This window comes from Streptomyces sp. CBMA291 (assembly GCF_014596525.1).
GTDB lineage: Bacteria > Actinomycetota > Actinomycetes > Streptomycetales > Streptomycetaceae > Streptomyces.
In genome coordinates this window covers 1-15,734 of record NZ_MSJP01000027.1, presented here as the reverse complement: position 1 = coordinate 15,734, position 15,734 = coordinate 1, and the positions used below count along the sequence as shown (strand labels likewise).

13 protein-coding genes are annotated in these 15,734 nt (G+C 73.5%); 7 read left to right on the top strand and 6 right to left on the bottom strand.

Going from position 1 to position 15,734, the window contains the following annotated elements; all coding sequences use genetic code 11:
* Nucleotides 1-17 precede the first annotated feature (17 nt).
* A complete protein-coding gene (locus tag BU197_RS07630; RefSeq protein ID WP_188267456.1) occupies nucleotides 18-551 on the top strand; it encodes a GNAT family N-acetyltransferase in 534 nt (177 codons plus the stop codon).
* Between the two features lie 69 nt (nucleotides 552-620).
* Here the strand turns inward: BU197_RS07630 and BU197_RS07625 are convergent, their stop codons facing one another.
* Together BU197_RS07625 and katG are read right to left on the bottom strand one after the other, a co-directional pair.
* The gene (locus BU197_RS07625; protein ID WP_188267455.1) at nucleotides 621-1,859 is read right to left on the bottom strand and encodes a serine hydrolase domain-containing protein; all 1,239 of its coding nucleotides are present in this window, start codon (nucleotides 1,857-1,859) and stop codon (nucleotides 621-623) included.
* A gap of 279 nt (nucleotides 1,860-2,138) precedes the next feature.
* The gene (gene katG / locus BU197_RS07620; protein ID WP_188267454.1) at nucleotides 2,139-4,370 is read right to left on the bottom strand and encodes a catalase/peroxidase HPI; all 2,232 of its coding nucleotides are present in this window, start codon (nucleotides 4,368-4,370) and stop codon (nucleotides 2,139-2,141) included.
* Nucleotides 4,371-4,529: 159 nt separating this feature from the next.
* Between katG and BU197_RS07615 the strand changes: the two genes are divergently transcribed.
* Nucleotides 4,530-4,940 (top strand): Fur family transcriptional regulator, encoded by a 411-nt coding sequence (locus BU197_RS07615; protein WP_188267453.1) that lies wholly within the window; start codon nucleotides 4,530-4,532, stop codon nucleotides 4,938-4,940.
* Between the two features lie 93 nt (nucleotides 4,941-5,033).
* On the opposite strand, the gene tpx is transcribed toward BU197_RS07615, so the two are convergent.
* The gene (gene tpx / locus BU197_RS07610; protein ID WP_188267452.1) at nucleotides 5,034-5,534 is read right to left on the bottom strand and encodes a thiol peroxidase; all 501 of its coding nucleotides are present in this window, start codon (nucleotides 5,532-5,534) and stop codon (nucleotides 5,034-5,036) included.
* A 193-nt stretch (nucleotides 5,535-5,727) separates the two neighbouring features.
* On the opposite strand from tpx, the gene BU197_RS07605 reads away from it, so the two are divergent.
* Both BU197_RS07605 and gap read left to right on the top strand, forming a co-directional pair.
* Nucleotides 5,728-6,687, top strand: coding sequence for a GlxA family transcriptional regulator (locus BU197_RS07605; RefSeq protein ID WP_188267451.1), 960 nt, complete (start codon nucleotides 5,728-5,730; stop codon nucleotides 6,685-6,687).
* Between the two features lie 120 nt (nucleotides 6,688-6,807).
* Nucleotides 6,808-7,806 carry a type I glyceraldehyde-3-phosphate dehydrogenase gene (gap, locus tag BU197_RS07600; RefSeq protein ID WP_188267450.1) on the top strand — a complete coding sequence of 333 codons (999 nt, stop codon included), beginning with the start codon at nucleotides 6,808-6,810 and terminating at the stop codon, nucleotides 7,804-7,806.
* Between the two features lie 163 nt (nucleotides 7,807-7,969).
* Here gap and BU197_RS07595 read toward each other — a convergent pair whose 3' ends face one another.
* Nucleotides 7,970-10,510: a glycoside hydrolase family 3 N-terminal domain-containing protein gene (locus tag BU197_RS07595; RefSeq protein WP_223182495.1), complete on the bottom strand. Its 2,541-nt coding sequence runs from the start codon at nucleotides 10,508-10,510 to the stop codon at nucleotides 7,970-7,972.
* Between the two features lie 196 nt (nucleotides 10,511-10,706).
* Between BU197_RS07595 and BU197_RS07590 the strand changes: the two genes are divergently transcribed.
* The 3 genes from BU197_RS07590 to BU197_RS07580 all read left to right on the top strand — a co-directional run bounded on the left by BU197_RS07590 (nucleotide 10,707) and on the right by BU197_RS07580 (nucleotide 13,362).
* Nucleotides 10,707-11,276 (top strand): DinB family protein, encoded by a 570-nt coding sequence (locus BU197_RS07590; RefSeq protein ID WP_188267448.1) that lies wholly within the window; start codon nucleotides 10,707-10,709, stop codon nucleotides 11,274-11,276.
* 117 nt (nucleotides 11,277-11,393) lie between these two features.
* Complete coding sequence (locus BU197_RS07585; protein WP_188267447.1) at nucleotides 11,394-11,960, top strand: Chromate resistance protein ChrB; 567 nt, start codon at nucleotides 11,394-11,396, stop codon at nucleotides 11,958-11,960.
* 241 nt (nucleotides 11,961-12,201) lie between these two features.
* A complete protein-coding gene (locus BU197_RS07580; protein WP_188267473.1) occupies nucleotides 12,202-13,362 on the top strand; it encodes an MFS transporter in 1,161 nt (386 codons plus the stop codon).
* A gap of 98 nt (nucleotides 13,363-13,460) precedes the next feature.
* Here the strand turns inward: BU197_RS07580 and BU197_RS07575 are convergent, their stop codons facing one another.
* Both BU197_RS07575 and BU197_RS07570 read right to left on the bottom strand, forming a co-directional pair.
* Nucleotides 13,461-14,900 (bottom strand): hypothetical protein, encoded by a 1,440-nt coding sequence (locus BU197_RS07575; protein ID WP_188267446.1) that lies wholly within the window; start codon nucleotides 14,898-14,900, stop codon nucleotides 13,461-13,463.
* A gap of 109 nt (nucleotides 14,901-15,009) precedes the next feature.
* Nucleotides 15,010-15,734 (bottom strand): NADase-type glycan-binding domain-containing protein (locus tag BU197_RS07570; RefSeq protein ID WP_411158456.1); only part of this gene is annotated, 725 nt, incomplete at its 5' end.

The following is a 15,734-nucleotide window of genomic DNA, read 5'->3' as shown; positions in this document are numbered from 1 at the left end:
TGCGTCAGGATGGGGGGATGACCGAGATCCTCACCCCCCGTCTCCTCCTCCGGCGCTGGAGCGACGACGACCTCGTCCCCATGTCCGAGTTCCACGTCGACCCCGAGGTCATGCGCTGGATCGCCGACGGCTCCGTCCGGGACCTGGAGCAGACCGCCGAGAACATCGAGCACTGGGAGGAGGAGTGGGACGAGGAGGGCTTCGGCCTTTTCGCCGTCGAACTGCTCGGCTCGGGAGAACTCATCGGCTTCGCGGGGCTCTCGCTCCCCGAGCACCTGCCCGAGGCCATGCCGGACGTCGAGATCGGCTGGCGCCTCGGCCGCCCCTACTGGGGCCAGGGATACGCCTCCGAGGCGGCCCACGCGGTCCTGGAGTTCGCCCTCCAGGACCGCGGGCTCGACCGGGTCATCGCGATCGTCCACCCCTCCAACCAGGCCTCCCTCAATGTGATCGAGAAGCTCGGGATGACCCTGGAGCGGGAGACGGACCAGCCGGGGTCGGGCAGCCCGCGCCAGATCTACGCGATCGACCTCACCGAATACCAGGCCTGACGGCCGGGCGGCCCCCGCCTCGGGACCGCCCGGTCAGGGGCCCGCTCGGGCGTCGGAACCGCTCGGGTCTCAGAACCGCTCGGGCAGGTCCCGCTCGGCGGGCAGCGGCGCGGGGTCGCCCGTCGGCGCGGCCGACCGCGAGGCGGCCGCCACCGGCTTCTTCCCGCAGAACGCGGCCTCCAGCGTCCCGCCGAGCGCCGTGTTGGCCGACCCGTGGTTCGAGGTGTTCGCCATCGCCGAGAGACTCCGGCTGCCGTCGCGGGTGGCGAAGGTGTACGTGTAGAAGCCCTGCACGGTACCGGTGTGGCCGTACACCCGCGTCCCGCACGACAGGTCGTAGCGGCGCAGCCCGAGCCCGTAGAACCGGGTCCCGGTCCCGTCGGTCGGAGTGACCGTGGTCATCGCCTCCATCATCGCCGGGGACAGCAGCCGGCCCCGCATCAGGGCGCTGGTGAAGGTGTTCAGGTCCGCCGGGCTGGAGATGACGGCACCGGCGGACTGTGCCCAGGAGACGGTCTGCTCCGTGGAGTCCACGAGGGCGCCCCCGGGCTCGTCGGGGTGCAGATAGCCGTGCGCGTGCGGACCTTCGATCCGGGTGTCCGGGTGCACGTACGAGGTGTCGCGCAGCCTCAGCGGCTTGAAGATCCGCCGCTCGTAGGAGTCGGCCACCGGCTCGCCCGTCAGCTTCTCGATGAGCATGCCGACCACGACGAAGTTGGCGTTGGAGTACTGGTAGGAGACGCCGGGCTGGGTCGTCCGGGGCTCGCTCAGGGAGAGGTCGACCAGCTCCTGATAGGTGAACACCCGGTTCCGCACGGACTCGAAGCCCGGCACGGTGCTGGCGAACATCGCGTTGGTGTAGTCGGCGAGCCCGCTGCGGTGGGTCAGCAGATGCCGCACCGTGATGCGGTCGTCGGGCAGCAGACCGGGCAGATACGTGTTCACCGGCGCGTCCAGCTCCAGCCTGCCCTCCTGCACCAACTGGAGCAGGACGACGGTGGAGAACGTCTTGCTGACGCTGCCGATCCGGAAGCGGGACCGGATGTCCATGGGCGCGCCCGAGACCCGGTCCTGGACGCCGACGGTCCGGCTGCGGACGCCCTCGGGCCCGGTGAAGCGGGCCATCGCGCCGGGCGCGCCGTTGGCCATGGCCGCGTTCAGGGCGGCGGTCACCCCGTCCAGGTCGGGCGAGGGCACCGAGGGCGTCCCGGTGGCGGTGCCGGGCGCGACGGCGGGGGCGGCGAGCGCGCTCGTGGCGGGGGCGACGCCCACGGCGAGCGCGGCGATCAGGGTGGCGCTCACGGCCATGCGTCGATGCGACGACAGGGTCACGGGACTCCTCGACTTCTTTCGGTTCTTCAGCTGCTCGATGTCCATGGATCATGAGTGCCGACGCGGCGGATCGGTTCCTGACATGCGACGAAAGAAGCGGAGCAAGGAATTCCGGAGGGTGGCGGCCGGGCCAGGCCGGGACGAGGATGGCGGCCGGACAGGGACGAGGGCGGCGGCCGGGCCCGGCCCCGGTACGCGAGACGGCCGACCGAACGGATCGGCCGGCCGTCTCGTATGCCGGGGGAGCGGGGCGGATCAGACCGTGTCGAAGCGGTCCAGCTCCATGACCCGGCTCCACGCGGCGACGAAGTCCGTCACGAACTTCTCCCGGGCGTCGTCGCTCGCGTAGACCTCGGCCAGCGCGCGCAGCTCCGAGTTCGAGCCGAAGACGAGGTCCGCGCGGGTGCCCGTCCAGCGGACCTCGCCCGTGTCGGCGGACCGGCCCTCGAAGGTCGTCGCGTCCTCGGACGTGGCCTTCCACTCCGTGCCCATGTCGAGCAGGTTGACGAAGAAGTCGTTCGTCAGGACCTCCGGGGTCCCGGTGAGGACACCGTGCGAGGACCCCTGGTGGTTCGCGCCCAGGACGCGCAGTCCGCCGACGAGGACCGTCAGCTCGGGCGCGCTCAGGGTCAGCAGGTTCGCGCGGTCGATCAGCAGGTACTCGGCGGGCAGCCGGCTGCCCTTGCCCAGGTAGTTGCGGAATCCGTCCGCCTCCGGTTCGAGCGCCGAGAAGGACTCCACGTCCGTCTGCTCCTGGGCGGCGTCCACCCGGCCCGGACGGAAGGGGACCTCCACCGGGAAGCCCGCGTCCCGCGCGGCCCGCTCCACGCCCGCCGCGCCCGCCAGGACGATCAGATCGGCCAGCGAGATCCGCTTGCCGCCGCTCTGGGCCTCGTTGAACGTGTCGCGGATGCCCTCCAGGACGCGCAGCACCGGCACCAGCCGGTCCGGGTCGTTGGCCTCCCAGCCGATCTGCGGCTGGAGACGGACCCGGGCGCCGTTCGCCCCGCCGCGCTTGTCGCTGCCCCGGAAGGAGGAGGCGGACGCCCAGGCGGCCGAGACCAGCTGGGACACCGTCAGACCGGTGGCGAGGACGGCGCTCTTCAGACCGGCGACGTCCTCCGCGTCCACCTGCTCGTACGCGGCCGGGGGCAGCGGGTCCTGCCAGAGCTGCACCTCGGTGGGGACCTCGGGGCCGAGGTACCGGGAGACCGGGCCCATGTCGCGGTGGGTCAGCTTGAACCAGGCGCGGGCGAAGGCGTCCGCGAACTCCTCCGGGTTCTGGTGGAAGCGCCGCGAGATCCGCTCGTACGCCGGGTCGAGCCGCAGCGACAGGTCCGTGGTCAGCATGGTGGGCGCGTGGGTCTTCGACGGGTCGTGGGCGTCCGGTACCGTACCGGCGCCCGCGCCGTCCTCGGGCCGCCACTGGACGGCGCCCGCCGGGCTCCGGAACTGCTCCCACTCGTAGCCGAAGAGGATATCGAAGAAGCTGTTGTCCCAGGTGGTCGGCGTGTCGGTCCAGATGCCCTCCAGACCGCTGGTGATCGTGTCACCGCCCTTGCCGGTGCCGTGGGTGCTGCTCCAGCCGAGGCCCTGCTCCTCAAGCGAGGCGGCCTCGGGGTCGGCGCCCACCCGATCGGCGGGACCGGCGCCGTGCGTCTTGCCGAAGGTGTGGCCGCCCGCGATCAGGGCGACGGTCTCCACGTCGTCCATCGCCATCCGGCGGAAGGTCTCGCGGATGTCCCGTGCGGCGGCGAGCGGGTCCGGGGTGCCGTTGGGGCCCTCGGGGTTGACGTAGATCAGCCCCATCTGCACCGCGCCGAGCGGGCTTTCGAGCTCGCGGTCGCCCGTGTAGCGCTGGTCGCCGAGCCAGGTGGTCTCCGGGCCCCAGTAGACGTCCTCGTCGGGCTCCCACACGTCCACGCGGCCACCGGCGAAGCCGAAGGTCTCCAGGCCCATCGACTCCAGGGCGACATTGCCCGCGAGGATCAGCAGGTCGGCCCAGGAGAGGCTGCGGCCGTACTTCTTCTTCACCGGCCACAGGAGCCGGCGGGCCTTGTCCAGGTTGCCGTTGTCCGGCCAGCTGTTCAGCGGCGCGAAGCGCTGCTGCCCGGCACCGGCGCCACCGCGCCCGTCGCTGATCCGGTACGTGCCCGCGCTGTGCCACGCCATCCGGACCATGAGCGGGCCGTAGTGCCCGAAGTCGGCGGGCCACCACTCCTGCGAGGTGGTGAGGACCCCGGCGACGTCCCGCTTCACGGCCGGCAGGTCGAGGGTCCCGAACGCCTCGGCGTAGTCGAAGTCCTCGCCCATCGGGTTGGCCACGGCGGGGTTCTTCGCGAGGATCCGCAGATTGAGCCGGTTCGGCCACCACTGGTTGTTGGCGCCGTTCTGGGTGGGGTGCGGGGCGCGTCCGTGGGCGACCGGACAGCGGCCCGTGCCCTCCTCCTTCGCGTCGACGGCGATCGCGTCACGGTTCTCAGACATGGAGTTCCTTCCGGACCTGGCGGTGCGCAGAGGTCGGGGGACGCGGCGGCCGAGCGGCCGGACACCCGCTTCCCGTCCCTTGGCCATCATCGAAACCGATCCTACGATGGACGAAGTCCAAGTCAAGAAGGAAGTCAACTGTTCGAGGGGGCGGGCGGGATGAGCGATCTGACGGCGCGACTGCGCGCGAGGGGCTGGCGGATGACCTCCCAGCGGCGCGTGGTCGCGGAGGTCCTCGACGGCGAGCACGTCCACCTCACGGCGGACGAGGTGCATGCAAGGGCGGTCGCACTGCTGCCGGAGATCGCGCGGGCCACGGTCTACAACACCCTGGGCGAACTGGTCGCGCTCGGCGAGGTGGCGGAGCTGTCCACGGACGGACGCGCGAAGCGGTACGACCCCAACGCCCGCCGCCCGCACCAGCACCTGGTCTGCTCGGGCTGCGGCGTCATCCGCGACGTCCACCCGGCGGGCGACCCGCTGGGTGACCTCCCGCCCGCCGAGCGGTACGGCTTCACCGTGGCGAAGGTGGACATGACGTACCGGGGCCGCTGCCCGGACTGCTCCTGAATCCACGGGAAAGGCCCCTCCACCGGTGGGTGGAGGGGCCTGCCCTGTACAGCGGAACCAGCGGTACCAGCAGTACCAGTGGTACCGGGGCGACTACTTCAGGACCGCGAGCGCGTCCTCGTAGTTCGGCTCGTCGGCGATCTCGCCCACGAGCTGCGCGTGCAGCACGGTGTCGTTCTCGTCGAGGACGACCACGGCACGGGCGGCCAGACCGGCCAGCGGGCCGTCCGCGATCGACACGCCGTAGTCGGTGTGGAACGCGCGACCACGCAGGGTCGACAGGTTCTTGACGTTCTCCAGGCCCTCGGCACCGCAGAAACGGGCCTGGGCGAAGGGAAGGTCGGCGGAGACGCAGAGCACCACCGTGTTGTCGAGACCGGCGGCCCGCTCGTTGAAGGCACGGACGGAGGCCGCGCAGGTGGGGGTGTCGACGCTCGGGAAGATGTTGAGGACCTTGCGCTGACCGGCGAAGTCCTTCAGGGACTTGTCCGCCAGGCCCTCGGCGACGAGCGTGAAGTCAGGCGCCTGGCTCCCCGGCGTCGGCAGCGCGCCGTCGACCTGTACCGGGTTGCCCTTCAGCGTGACCTGGGCCATGGAAATCTCCTTCGGACGGGGTTGTTGGCAACGGGTGAATCGTACGGCGTACCGGCGTGCGCGCCGGACAGCCCGCCTCCCGCGCCCCCGCCCGCCGGACACCGCCTCCTCCCACGCCCCCTCCCACGCCCCCTCCCGCCGGGCGGCCCGTCGCGCGCGCCCGCGCGCCCGCCCTCCCGCGTACGCTCGTTCCGTGCCGCCCTCCCCACGCCTCCACCGTGTCGCCGTCCTCGTCCTCGACGGGGCGAAACCACTCGACGTCGGCATCCCCGCACAGGTCTTCACCACCCGCGCGAGCATGCCGTACGAGGTACGGGTCTGCGGCGCGGAACCGGGCCTCGTCGCGGGCGGCGACGGCCTCTCCTACGCCGTCGCCCACGGGCTCGACGCGCTCGCCTGGGCCGACATCGTCTTCGTCCCCGGCTACCGCTTCCCCGACCGGGAGGATCCGCCGCGGCAGGTCATCGACGCCCTGGTCGCCGCCCACGCGCGCGGCGCGCGCCTCGCCGCGATCTCCACCGGAGCCTTCGCGCTCGCCGCCACCGGACTCCTCGACGGCAAACGGGCCACCACCCACTGGCACTACACCCAGGCCCTCGCCGCGAAACGCCCGCTCGTCCGGGTCGACGAGAACGTCCTCTTCGTCGACGAGGGCAGCGTCCTCACCTCCGCGGGCGCGGCCTCCGGCATCGACCTGTGTCTGCACATCCTCCGCGCCGACCGAGGGGTCGCCGCCGCCAACCACGCCGCCCGCCGCCTCGTCGCCGCCCCCTACCGCAGCGGCGGCCAGGCCCAGTACGTACCGCGCAGCCTGCCCGAACCGCTCGGCGAACGGTTCGCCGCCACCCGCGAGTGGGCCCTGCACCGGCTCGCCGAACCCCTCACCCTCGACCTGCTGGCCCAGCACGCGGCGGTCTCCGCGCGCACCTTCTCCCGGCGCTTCGTCGAGGACACCGGCTACACCCCGATGCAGTGGGTGATGCGCGCCCGCGTCGACCTCGCCCGCGAACTCCTGGAGCGCTCCGAACGAAGCGTCGAACAGATCGCCGCCGACGTCGGTCTCGGCACCGGGGCGAACCTGCGGCTGCACTTCCAGCGCATCCTCGGCACCACGCCCAGCGACTACCGGCGCACCTTCACCAAGGGCGAATGACGGCCTTCGCGCCCGCCCGGGTCACCATGGCGTGATCCTTGCGGACCGTGGCGATCCCGCCTCTGTCGACGAAGGTCCCGGCGCGGGAACCTTGGTGACGACGCAGAAGGGACAATGCTCATGACTCGCATCGCCATCAATGGATTCGGCCGCATCGGACGCAACGTGCTGCGCGCGCTGCTGGAGCGCGAAAGCGACCTTGAGGTCGTGGCCGTGAACGACCTCACCGAGCCGACCGCCCTCGCGCGGCTGCTCGCCTTCGACTCGACCGCCGGTCGCCTCGGCCGCCCGGTCGCCGTCGACGGGGACACCCTCGTCGTCGACGGGCGCCGCATCAAGGTGCTCGCCGAGCGCGAGCCCGCGCAGCTTCCCTGGGCCGAGCTGGGCGTCGAGATCGTCCTTGAGGCGACCGGCCGCTTCACCTCCGCCAAGGCGGCCCGCGCCCACCTCGACGCCGGTGCCAAGCGCGTGCTCGTCAGCGCGCCTTCCGACGGCGCCGACGTGACGCTGGCGTACGGCGTGAACAACGAGGCGTACGACGCCGAGCTGCACACGATCGTCTCCAACGCCTCCTGCACCACGAACGCGCTCGCGCCTCTGGCCGCGGTCCTCGACGACCTCGCCGGCATCGAGCACGGCTTCATGACGACGGTCCACGCCTACACGCAGGAGCAGAACCTGCAGGACGGTCCGCACCGTGACCCGCGCCGCGCCCGCGCCGCCGGTGTCAACATCGTGCCGACCACCACGGGTGCCGCCAAGGCCATCGGCCACGTGCTGCCGAACCTGGACGGCAAGCTGTCCGGCGACTCGATCCGTGTCCCGGTGCCGGTCGGTTCGATCGTCGAGCTGAACACCACGGTCGCCCGCGACGTGACCCGTGAGGACGTCCTCGCGGCGTACCGCACGGCCGCCGAGGGCCCGCTCGCCGGTGTCCTGGAGTACTCGGAGGACGCCCTGGTCTCCGCCGACATCACGGGCAACCCGGCTTCCGCGATCTTCGACTCGGAGCTGACCCGGGTCGAGGGCCGCCACATCAAGGTCGTCGCCTGGTACGACAACGAGTGGGGCTTCTCGAACCGCGTGATCGACACGCTCCAGCTGCTGGCCGCCGGCTGATCCGCCGGTCCGCACCGCCCGACGCCCCCGCCGAACCACGGATTCGGCGGGGGCGTCGGCGTGCGGTCCGCGGACGGGGCCCGGAGCCGGGCGTGCGATACGGCGCCGGTACGCCGCCCCGACACCCGTGAAGAGCGCCGGGTGGCGGGGCGCCGCCACGGCTTCACTCCGCCGCGCGGTACGCCTCCGTCAGGCGGTCGATCGCGCCCACCGGATCGCCCGTCAGCAGCAGGTGCTCGGCCTCGGCGAACGGCCGGGCGACCACCTCCGTGACGTCCTGCCCGATCCTTTGCTGGACGAGCAGCCGCGCCGCCCCGACGAGCCGGTGGGCCTCGGGCGAGCCGCCCCGCCCCGCGGCCCCGAGCGCCCGCGCGGCCGTCCCGAGGGCCCGGAGCGCGGGCTCCCCGCCGGTCGGCACCGGGGTGCGGGTGGCGAGCCCCCAGCCGTACGGGAACCGGGGGTCGTACCGCTCGTCCCCGACGTGGATCGGCAGCTGGGCCTCGGACCTCGGCCAGGTCACCGGAAGGCGTCCGGTGAACGGCCTTCTGCCGTAGAGGACGTCGGCGACGCCGTCGCCCTCGGTGCCCGGCAGCCAGGACGCCACCAGCGCGTCGATCTCCGGGAGCCGGTCCTCGACGAGCAACGGACGGCCGGAGACGACGAGCACCGCGCAGGGCATCGCCGCGCACACCCGGTCCACGGCCCTCCCGTCGTCGGCGGACAGGGTGAGCCCATGGCCGTTGCCGACGTCCCCGAAACCCTCGGCGTACGGGGTCTCGGCGACGACGACCACACCCACGTCGTGGCCGCCGGTGGGCGCGGAGGCGTCCCGCGACCAGGTGAGGTCCGCGTCCGGGGCCGCCCGGCGCATCCCTTCGAGGATCGTCGTGCCCTTCGTCGTACGCCCGGGCGAGCCCTGCCAGGTGATGCTCCAGCCGCCCGCCTGGACTCCCAGGTCGTCGGCGCCCGACCCGGCCACGTACACCCGCTGTGCGGGGTCCAGCGGCAGGACGCCCTCGTTCTTCAGGAGGACCTGGGACTTCGCCGCCGCCTCGCGGGCCACCGCCCGGTGCCCGGCGGAGCCCACCGACGGCAGGTGGGTGCGGTCCGCGTACGGCCGCTCGAAGAGCCCGAGGCGGAACTTCTGCGTGAGGATGCGGGAGACGGCGTCGTCGATCCGGGCCGTCGGCACCCGGCCCGCCGTCACCTCGGAGGTCAGGGTGCGCAGGAACCGCGGGTAGTCCATCGGCACCATGACCATGTCCACTCCCGCGCCGACCGAGGTCCGCACCTCGTCGGCGTAGTCGCCGGGGAGCTGGTCGATGGCGGCCCAGTCGCTGACGACGAAGCCCTCGAAGCCCATCCGCCCCTTGAGGACCCCGCTGATCATCTCCGCGTTCGCGTGCATCTTCACCGGCCCCCGGCCGTCGCCCGGGACGTCGAGCGAGGAGTACGAGGGCATGACCGCCCCGACGCCCCGCCGGACCGCCTCGGCGTACGGCGCCAGGTGCACCGCCTCCAGCTCCGCGCGGGTGACCCGGGTGACCCCCTGGTCGATCGTGTAGCCGTCGGTCGTGGAGGAGCCGAAGGCCGTGCCGCCGTCGCCGACGAAGTGCTTGGCGGTGGCGAGCACCTTGTCGCCCCGGCCGAGGTCCGAGCCGTCCCTCGCACCCTGGAGTCCCTCGATCACCGTCTCCATGGCGACGACGAGCGCCGGGTCCTCGCCGAAGGACTCGTAGGAGCGGCCCCAGCGTTCGTCCCTGGTCACACAGAGACAGGGCGCGAAGTCCCAGGGCACGCCGGTGGCCCGCACCTCCTTCGCGGTGACGGCGGCGGTCCGCGCGGCGAGCCCGGGATCACGCCCGGCGCCGATGCCGATGCCGTGCGGCATGAGCGTCGCCCCGACGACGTTGTTGTGCCCGTGGACCGCGTCCACCCCGTAGACCAGGGGGATCTGGAGGCGGGTCGCCCGGGTGCGCGCCTGGAAGGAGTCGACCATCGACGCCCAGGACTCCGGCGTGTTCGGGGTGGGCGCCGAGCCGCCGCCCGAGAGCAGCGATCCGAGCCCGTACCCGGCGATGTCGGCGGGGGAGCGAAGCGCGGTGCGCTCGGCCTGGGTCATCTGCCCCGCCTTCTCCGCGAGGGTCATGCGGGAGAGCAGATCGGCGACCCGTGCGCGGACCGGAAGCCGCGGGTCGAGATACGGCAGTCCGTGCGCGTTCACGACCACCAGCGGGTCCTCGGCGGGCGCCCGCGCACCGGCGACCTCCAGACGCAGCGGGATCGTCTCGGCGGTCTCCGCGACGGCGTCGGCCGGCGCCCGTACCGTGATCGGACGTGTCGTGCCGGAGGGCGTACCGGCGGGGAAGACCAGGCGTCCCGAGACCGGCGGATAGTCCGCGCCCGGCTCGGCGGTCCCGCCGCCCGCCGAGTACGCCACCGTGATCGGCGCGTCGGTCGGCCCGGAGCCGTCGGTGGTCACCGTGACGTCGATCCGGGCCTCGCCGCCCTCGTCGACGGGGTGCACGACGGACCCGGTCACCACCCGTGCGCCGGTCCCGGGGCCGGCCGCGCCCGGCGGCGGCGGGACGGCGGTGCGCGCGGGCTCCCGGGCGGCGGCGCCCGGCGGAGGGCCGGCGAGCAGTCCGGCGAGCACGGCGGCCACCGCCACGCTCACCGTCCTTCGGGGACGTACGGAGGGCATGGGGGCTCCCCTTCCGGCTCGGCGTTGCCCTCGCAGTTCTACCGCCGGACCCGGGCGGCACCGGCCGTCGGACACCCGTGTCGCCGAGCCGTCCCCCGCGCGGAGCGGAACTGCGGGCGGGCGCCGGTGGCGGGGCCCGACGCCGTGCGCGAGCCCGCGCGAAATTCGGTGGCACCCTCCGCTGAAGTGTTCGAGCATGCGCTGCATGAGCGAACAGAACGAGCGGTGGACCCGGGCGAGCACCCACCCCGACATGTGGGTCGACCCCGACGACGATCCCCGTGACAACCAGGGCCCCGGACCGGAGGGCGAGCATGCCACGCTCCTGGGCTTCCTCGCGGACTACCGGCTGACCCTGCGGATGAAGTGCGAGGGCCTGAACCCCGGTCAGCTGGCCCGGCGGTCGGTGCCCCCCTCGCCGATGTCCCTGCTCGGCCTGGTGCGCCACCTCGCCGAGGTCGAGCGGGACTGGCGCAACTGGATCACCGACGGCGAGCCGCTGCCGAGGCTGTACGGCCCCAAGGACGCCGACTTTCACGGAGCCGTCGCGGAACGGACCGCGGTCGACACCGCCTTCGCCGACCTGGAGCGGGAGCAGAAGGAGGTCGACGTGCTCCTGGCGGGACATCCGGACCTCGGCGACCGCGTGGGACGGGAGGGAATCGCGGTACGGGAGTTGATGGTGCACCGGATCGACGAGTACGCCCGGCACTGCGGCCACGCCGATCTGCTCCGGGAGTGCGTCGACGGCAGGGTCGGCCAGTAGCGCGCGGGCAGTGGCGATCGGGCAGTGGCGATCGGCCAGTGGCAGGCGGCCGAGGGCGGGAGACGCGATGATACGCACGTCACCAGGGATGATGTAACGGCTGATACATTTCCTGTCGTGACAGACGACAACACGGGCGTGCGCTGGCTCGTCCTCGTGATCAGGATCCCCGCCGAACCCACCCGGCACCGGGTCGCGGTCTGGCGGGAGCTGCGCAAGATCGGCGCGCTCTCGCTCGGCCAGGGCATCTGGGCGGTCCCGGACGTCCCCGTCTTCGCCGAGGGCACCCGGCGCGCCGTGGAACTCGCCGAACGCGCCGAGGGACAGGCCGTCACCCTCACGGCGCTCGGACGCTCCCCGCAGGACGCCGCCCGCTTCGAGGCCATGTTCACCGCCGCCCGGACCGAGGACTGGACGGAGTTCCTCGCCGACTGCGACAAGTTCGAGGCGGAGATCGCCAAGGAGATCCGCAACGCCAAGTTCACCCTCGCCGAACTGGAGGAGGAGGAACAGAGCCTCGAACGGCTGCGCCGCTGGCACCGCGACCTCACCGCACGCGATGTCTTCGGCGCCCCGGAAGCGGCCGAGGCGGCCGACCGGCTCACCCGCTGCGCCCGCGACTGCGAGGACTACGCGGAACGCGTCTTCGCCGCCCTGCACCGTGGCGAAGGGGACGACCTGTGAGCACCCCCGGCCCGTACCGACCCGAGGGGGGCGACGCGTGAGTACCCCTGCCGCGCTCCGAGCCGAAGGGGACAAGGCGTGAACACCCCCGGCCCCGTACCGGGTCGAAGGGGACGACGCGTGAGTACCCCCGTCCCGTACCGGGCCGAAGGAGGCGACGCGTGAGCACCCCCGTCCCGTACCGGGCCGAAGGAGGCGACGCGTGAGCACCCCCGCCCCGCCCGCCGCCCCGCGCACCGCCATGTGGCCCCTCTACGCGGCGGGCTTCACCACCGCCTTCGGCGCCCACGGCGTCGCCGCCAGCCTCGGCGGCTTCTCGGAGGACGCCGTCACCTCGCTGCTGATACTCGGCGGCCTCCTCGCCCTGTACGACGGCGCCGAAGTCCTCCTCAAGCCCGTATTCGGCACCCTCGCCGACCGGATCGGCGCCCGCCCGGTGCTCCTCGGCGGCCTCGTCGCCTTCGCCTCCGCCTCCGCCGTGTACGCCGTCGCCGACACCTCCGGCTGGCTCTGGGCCGCCCGACTCGGCCAGGGCGCAGCCGCCTCCGCCTTCTCGCCCTCGGCCTCCGCCCTCGTCGCCCGCCTCAACCCGGCCGCCAAGCACGGACGCGCGTTCGGCAGCTACGGCTTCCACAAGTCCATCGGCTACACCCTCGGCCCGCTGCTCGGCGGCGTCCTGGTCTGGGCCGGAGGACTGCGGCTCCTCTTCGCCGTCATGGCGGTCCTCGCCGCCGCCGTCGCCCTGTGGGCCCTGCTCGCCGTGCCCGTCGTACCGCCGCTGCCCAAGGCCCGCCAGACCGTCCTCGACCTGGCCCGCCGGCTGACCTCCCGTACCTTCCTCGCGCCCACCGCCGCCCTCGCGGGCGCCACGGCGGCCCTCTCCGTCGGCGTCGGCTTCCTGCCGGTCTCCGGCCGGGCGGCCGGACTCGGCACCGTGGCCACGGGCGCCGCCGTCTCCCTGCTCGCCCTCACGGCGGCCGTCGTCCAGCCCCGCGCGGGCAGCGCCCTGGACGAGGGACGGCTCACCACCCGCACCGGTCTCGCGGCCGGACTCCTCGTCACCGCCGCCGGGCTCGGCTGCGCCATGCTGCCCGGCCTGACCGGCGTCCTGACCGGCGCGGCCCTCATCGGCGCGGGCACCGGCCTCATCACCCCGCTCGGCTTCGCCGCCCTCGCGGCCGGCACCCCGCGGGAACGGCTCGGGCAGACCATGGGCTCCGCCGAACTCGGCCGGGAACTCGGCGACGCGGGCGGCCCGCTCCTCGTCGCCGCCGTCGCCACGGCCACCACCCTCACCTACGGCTTCGCCGCCCTCGCCCTCCTCCTCGCCGTCGGCCCCCTCCTCACCCTGCTCGGCAGGGACCGGAAGGCGGCGGAGACGGAACGGGGGAGCGGAGCCTGAACCATCCGGGGAGGACGGGCGCGCCCCCGGTACATCCGGGGGAAGGCGGGCGCGTCCCTGCCCTGCCCGGGGGAGGGCGGGTTCGACCCCGCCCCCCTTCACGACAGCCGCGCCCCGGCCGCCCCCGTCTCCTCCTCCGCCGCCACGAGCGCGAGCACCGCCTCCGACACCCTCCGCAGGCGCGGCCGACGCAGGTCCAGGACGGCTCCTCGGACCGATATCCCCTCGGCGCACAGGAGGTTCATCAGCGGCCAGAGGGCCTGGGAGCGCGGGGAAAGGGGGATCTCCCGGCCGTCAGGTGTGACGATCCCGGCCTCCGTCACCCCCGCGAGCAGATTCGTACGGGGCCAGTCGACGATGTACGCGGAGCCGTCCGGGCTCGCCTGGAGCACCACGTCCCTGGTGCGGTGCAGGAGCGCCAGATAGTTCATCGGCACGGTGATCCGCCGCACCGCGTCGAACGCGGGGGAGCCGTCCGCCGGACGGATCCGGAGCCGCACGTCCAGATGCGGGCCGTGCGCCTGGAATGTCGTCGTCCCCGCCATCGAGAGGAACCGGGCCCGCACCAGACGCCCGCCGCGCCGGGACCAGCGGCGGCCCACGGACCCGAACTCCCCGGGCTCACCGGGCAGGAGAGCGGTAAGGAGCCGGGTCTCCTCGCCCGGTTCGGTCACCGGCGCCCGTTCCTCCTCGGGGCCGTCCGCCAGGGCGGAGTAGCGGGCGGCCGTGTCCGGGTCCAGCCGCCGCAGGTCGATCGTGTCGCCGTCCATGAGGACACCGCCGACCGACCACGAGACCCGTATCTGCGCCAGCTGGCGCCGTACCCTCCGGGTCACCTCCGTCGTCCGGCCGTCGAGACCGGTCACCCGGCAGGTCCGCGTGCCCGCGAGGAGAAGGCTGCGCGGCCACAGCACGGTGACCGGACCCGCGTCCGCCCCCGGCGCGCGGGCGGCGGGGCCGACGAGGACGGCGAGGCGGCCCGCCGTGACCGCCGACAGACACAGCGGCGGCACCCGCACCTCCTGGCCGACCTCGAACTGGCCGACCTCGAAATCGGCGCCCTCCGCGCCCCCTGCGTACGGCTCCGTGCCGTGGACCCTGAGCCGCAGCCACACCACCGGCTTCACCTCGGCGGGATCGAAGTTCCCTCCGTAGGTGGTGAACGTGGCCTCCCCGTCCGGCTCGTACCGTACGAACCGGGCCTCCAGGACGTCCGCCCGCACGGGCGGAACGCCCGCCGGGCCCGGGGCCGAGCGCGGCGCCCACACCACGAACGACTCCTCCCCGTACCGCTCGGCCCCTTCCCGTGCCCGGTCGCGGGCCGTGATCCGGGGGAAGTCCGCGCGGGCGGCCTTCAGCGCGGAGACCGGGATCACCGCCGTGACGACGGCGCCGAAACCGGAGGCGGACAGGACCCACTGCGGGCCCGCGCCGTCCCGCCAGGCCGCGTACGCCACGAAGAGGAAGACGGGACCGGTCACACAGCAGAGCAGGGAGAACAGAAGTTTTCCGACGAGCACACCGACGTAGCTGCGCACGGGCCCTCCTTCGTCCGGCACGTCCGATCATCGTTCTGCCCGGAACCCGCCATGAGAAGGGCCCCGGCGCGTCTTTCCGACGCACCGGGGCCCTTTTCCGTACGAGGGTTCAGGAGACGGACCTGCCGAAGAACTCCAGCTCGGCGATCGCCACCTGCCTGCGCGGGTCGGCCCGCCACGCCGTCTGCAACACCAGACGCACCGAGAGCGCGTCCCGGACCCGCACGTCGACCCGCTGGGTGCCGCCGTCGTTCAGATGGTGCTGGGAGACCCGGGTCTCGCCCGAGGAGTCCCGCACCACCAGTTCGAAGGTCCGGGGGGTCGCCTGCCCGTCGGCCTGGGTGGTGTTCTTCGAGCTGCCCGGGGTGATCAGGACGCTCAGGAGATCGGTCGGCTCGGCGAACTCGGCCTCCAGGTACTGGCCCGCGGAGTCGCCCGCGTACCCCGTGCCCCACCAGGTGTTCGAGTATCCGTCGCCCGCCAGCTTCGGGTCCTGCGTCGCCGCCGAATGCGAGGCCGCCCAGGTGACCGGATGCACCGGGACCCGGTCGGCGAAGTGGTCCTGGACGGCACGGACGGCGGGCGGCCCGCCGACGATCCCGCCCACCAGGACCGCCACCGCGCCCGTGGCGATCAGCGCGCGGACGGCCCACCGGCTCCGGTCCCGGGTCAGCGCCGGACGCCGCCCCGCGTACGGCCCCTCGGCCGTGGAGAGCCGCTCGGGGACCATCGGCGTCGCGCAGAACCGGCAGAAGTGCCGGCCGGGGACGTTCGCCAGCGAGCAGGCGGGGCACGGCGTCCCGCCCGCCACGGGCGCGGGCGCCGCGGCGCCAC

What these genes read in the sequence shown, in the direction of transcription:
- BU197_RS07595 (WP_223182495.1), bottom strand. Translation starts at nt 10,510, where the DNA reads ATGCCCTCCGTACGTCCCCGAAGGACGGTGAGCGTGGCGGTGGCCGCC.
- BU197_RS07590 (WP_188267448.1), top strand. Translation starts at nt 10,707, where the DNA reads ATGCGCTGCATGAGCGAACAGAACGAGCGGTGGACCCGGGCGAGCACC.
- BU197_RS07615 (WP_188267453.1), top strand. Translation starts at nt 4,530, where the DNA reads ATGAGCGATCTGACGGCGCGACTGCGCGCGAGGGGCTGGCGGATGACC.
- BU197_RS07630 (WP_188267456.1), top strand. Translation starts at nt 18, where the DNA reads ATGACCGAGATCCTCACCCCCCGTCTCCTCCTCCGGCGCTGGAGCGAC.
- gap (WP_188267450.1), top strand. Translation starts at nt 6,808, where the DNA reads ATGACTCGCATCGCCATCAATGGATTCGGCCGCATCGGACGCAACGTG.
- tpx (WP_188267452.1), bottom strand. Translation starts at nt 5,534, where the DNA reads ATGGCCCAGGTCACGCTGAAGGGCAACCCGGTACAGGTCGACGGCGCG.
- BU197_RS07580 (WP_188267473.1), top strand. Translation starts at nt 12,202, where the DNA reads ATGTGGCCCCTCTACGCGGCGGGCTTCACCACCGCCTTCGGCGCCCAC.
- katG (WP_188267454.1), bottom strand. Translation starts at nt 4,370, where the DNA reads ATGTCTGAGAACCGTGACGCGATCGCCGTCGACGCGAAGGAGGAGGGC.
- BU197_RS07625 (WP_188267455.1), bottom strand. Translation starts at nt 1,859, where the DNA reads ATGGCCGTGAGCGCCACCCTGATCGCCGCGCTCGCCGTGGGCGTCGCC.